This is a genomic window from Mesorhizobium sp. M6A.T.Cr.TU.017.01.1.1 (genome assembly GCF_004023115.1).
Lineage (GTDB): Bacteria > Pseudomonadota > Alphaproteobacteria > Rhizobiales > Rhizobiaceae > Mesorhizobium > Mesorhizobium mediterraneum.
The window spans coordinates 1-3,946 of the sequence record NZ_RZTA01000223.1 but is presented as its reverse complement, the minus strand read 5'-3'; the positions used below and the strand labels follow the sequence as shown (position 1 = coordinate 3,946).

General features: G+C 66.0%; 1 protein-coding gene. It reads left to right on the top strand.

Annotation, left to right across the window (positions count from 1 at the left end; all coding sequences use genetic code 11):
* Nucleotides 1-3,549: alpha-2-macroglobulin (locus tag EOB36_RS33330; RefSeq protein WP_164897704.1), on the top strand; the 3,549-nt coding region annotated here is incomplete at its 5' end.
* Between the last annotated feature and the right edge of the window lie 397 nt (nucleotides 3,550-3,946).

The window sequence follows — 3,946 nt, the reverse complement described above, 5'->3', positions numbered from 1 at the left end:
GAGAACCGCCGCATCGTCAGCGACGGCGCATCGGCCGGCGGCCATGCCGTCAACCTGCCGCTCGAACCCAATGCCATGCGCGGCACCTGGACGGTGGCGATCCACACCGACCCCAAGCAGGCGGCGGTCGCCAGCCACATGTTTCTGGTCGAGGATTTCGTGCCGGATCGCATCGAGTTCGACTTGTCCTCCGACAAGCAGGAGATCGCGCAGGGCGAAACAGCCAACGTCACCGTCGACGGCCGCTTTCTTTATGGCGCGCCGGCCGCCGGGCTGGCGCTCGAAGGCGAGCTGACGCTGTCGACCACTCGCGACTGGGACCGTTTCAAGGGCTACTCCTTCGGCCTCGCCGATGAGCAGTCGGCGGAACCGTCGGTCACGCCGTTCACCGGGCTGCCGGTGGTCGGCGAGGACGGCAAGGCGACCTTCCCGGTTTCCGTCGACCAGTTGCCCTCGACCACCAAGCTCGTCGATGCCAAGGTTACGGTCAGAATGCGCGAGACTGGCGGCCGCGTCGTCGAGCGCTCGCTCAACATCGGCATCCGGCCGCAGGGCCACATGATCGGCATCCGTCCGGATTTCGACGGCGACGAGGTACCGCAAGGCGGCACGGCGAAGTTCAGCCTGATCGCCGTCGACCCCGACGGCAAGCGTGAGGCGCTGCAGGGCGCGCAATGGTCGCTGGTCAAGGTCGAACGCAGCTACCAATGGTACCGCTCGAGCAATTCCTGGAACTATGAGCCGGTGACGTTCACCAAGTCAGTGGCCAATGGCCAGGTCGACCTGACCGCCGATGGCGAGGCCACCGTCTCGCTGCCGGTCGACTGGGGCCGCTATCGGCTTGAGATCGAGACATCGGATCCGGAAGGCCCGGCGACCAGTTACGAGTTCGACGCCGGCTGGTATGTCAGCTCCACCACCACCGAAACGCCCGACGGCCTCGAGATCGCCCTCGACAAGGATACCTATGCGGCGGGCGAAGTGGCCAAGCTCAAAGTGTCGCCGCATTTTGCCGGCGAGCTGCTCGTCACCATTGGCGCCGACAAACTCTTGAAGACCGTCACCGCGACCGTTCCAGAAGGCGGCAGCACCATCGACATCCCGGTCGGCGACGACTGGGGCGCCGGCGCCTATGTCACGGCAACGCTGTTCAGGCCGGGCGATGCGCAGGAAACGCGCATGCCGGCGCGCGCCATCGGCGTCAAATGGCTGAAGGTCGATCCGGGCTCGAAGAAGCTCGCCGTCACCTTGACGCCGCCGGACAAGACCATGCCGCGCCAGCAGCTGTCGATCCCGGTCTCGGTGGCCGGCGTGCAGCCGGGCGCCAATGCCTATGTCATGGTCGCGGCCGTCGATGTCGGCATCCTCAACCTCACCAATTACAAGGTGCCGGATCCGGAGACCTGGTTCTTCGGCCAGCGCATGCTCGGCCTTGAAGTGCGCGACCTCTACGGCCGCCTGATCGACGGCTCGCTGGGCACGTCAGGCAAGCTGCGCACCGGCGGCGACGGCGCCAACATGCAGTCGCAAGGCAGCCCGCCGACCGAAAAACTGGTCGCCTTCTTCTCCGGTCCGGTCCAGCTCGACGCCGACGGCAAGGCGCGGATCGATTTCGACATCCCGCAGTTCAACGGCACCGTGCGCGTCATGGCCGTCGCCTGGACCAAGGACGGGGTCGGCCATGCCCAGTCCGACGTGATCGTGCGCGATCCGGTGGTGATCACTGCCGGCCTGCCGCGCTTCCTGGCGCCCGGCGATTCGGCCGTCATGCGGCTCGACGTCGCCGACACCGATGGTCCAGAGGGCGACTATGCACTGTCGATAGATACCACCGGCGGGCTGTCGACCGGCACTGCCGCCCTGCCCGAGAAGCTGACGCTCGCCGAAGGCAAGCGGCAGACGCTGACCGTGCCGCTGATGGCTGAGAAGCCAGGCAACGCCTCGATCACGATCAAGCTCGCTCATGCCGACGGCACGGCTGTTGAACAGACGCTCTATGTTCCGGTGCGTCCGGCGCAATTGCCGGTGACCACCCGCATGGTGGTCGACCTCAAGGGCAATGGCGGGTCGCTGCGCGTCGACAAGGAGCTGCTGGCGGCAAGCGTGCTCGACGGCGCTTCGGTCAGCGTCGGCGTTTCGCAGGCGGCGGCCTTTGACGTGCCGTCGCTCCTGATGACGCTCGACCGCTACCCCTATGGCTGCGCCGAGCAGACCACCAGCCGCGCCATGCCGCTTCTCTATGTCAACGACATGGCCTCGGGCATCGGCATGGCCAGCGACCCCGACCTGCGTGGCCGCATCCAGGACGCCATCTACAAGGTGCTGAGCTATCAGGCCTCGGCCGGCAGCTTCGGCCTGTGGGGTCCGGGCTCCGGCGACCTGTGGCTCGACGCCTACGTCACTGATTTCCTGACCCGGGCGCGTGAGCAGAAATACGACGTGCCGGCCCTGGCGATGAACCAGGCGCTGAGCAATCTGCAGAACGCGATCGGCTACGACCAGGACGTCAAGGGTCGCGGCAGCGAGATCGCCTATGCGCTCTATGTGCTGGCCCGCAACAAAAAGGCTTCGATCGGCGATCTGCGCTACTATGCCGACACGCAGCTCGAAGCCTTTACGAGCCCGATGGCCCTTGCCCAATTGGCGGCAGGCCTGGCGCTTTATGGCGACACGCAGCGTTCGGAAGCCACCTTCCAGGCCGCCCTGCAACTGGCCCAGTCGACCTCCGCATACGACTACTACAGGTCCGACTATGGCTCGCCGCTGCGTGACGGCGCGGCGATGCTGGCGCTCGCCGCCGAATCGAAGCCGGTGCCGACGATCGTGCCGGCGCTGATCACGCTGGTGACGAAGGAACGCGCCGCCGTCAGATGGACCAGCACCCAGGACGAGTCCTGGATGCTGCTGGCGGCCCGCGCGCTGAAGGCCGGCAACGATGCGATCGCGCTGACCATCAATGGCGCACCGCATGTCGGCGCCTATTCGGAGCAGATCGCCGGCAGCGACCTGGTCGATAGCCCACTGACCGTCGCCAACACCGGCAGCAACCCGCTGCAGGCAGTCGTCACCACGGTGGCCTCGCCGATCCAGCCACTGCCGGCCAGCGGCAACGGCTTCACCATCGGCCGCACCTACTACAAGCTCGACGGCACGGAAGCCAATGTCACGGAGGCGACCCAGAACGAACGCTATGTCGTCGTGCTCAAGATCTACGAGCAGAACAAGTGGCCGTCGCGGCTCGTGATCACCGATCTGCTGCCGGCCGGCTTCGAAATCGACAATCCGGGCTTGGTTTCCAGCGCCCAGTTGTCGAACTTCTCCTGGCTGGCCCAGACCGACGCCGCCCATCTCGAATTCCGTGACGACCGTTTCGTCGCGGCCTTCAATCCGAACGATGGCGACGGCGACCGCAACATTACGCTCGCCTATGTCGTGCGCGCGGTGACGCCGGGCACCTATGCCCATCCGGCGGCAACGGTCGAGGACATGTACCGGCCGCAATATTCGGCCCGCACCGCGACCGGGATGATGGAGGTAAAGGCGCCGTAAGGCGCCGATGGCGAACAGGAACATGGCGATGGCACCTTCGCAAAGGATTTCGCCAATCTTCAGCGCTGCAGAAAGGGAGCCGAGGTTGCGGCCGGCTCTCCCTTCTCCCCTTGTGGGAGAAGGTGGCCGAGCGCAGCTCGGTCGGATGAGGGGTGTTCCAGCTTGGCACCGATAGCGCTCTGGCCAGCACCCCTCAACCGTCTTGGCGCTGCGCGCCAATCCACCTTCTCCCACAAGGGGAGAAGGAAGAAGGGCGGAGCGATGCTCTCCAGAAAATTCCTACGCCGAACGGCCATCACCGCCGCCGCTTGCGCCGGCCTCATGGCCATCTCCGCCGCCACCCTTTGGCAGCTCGACCGCGCCTTTCCGCCGCCGCTGCCGGCCGAACCCACTGTGT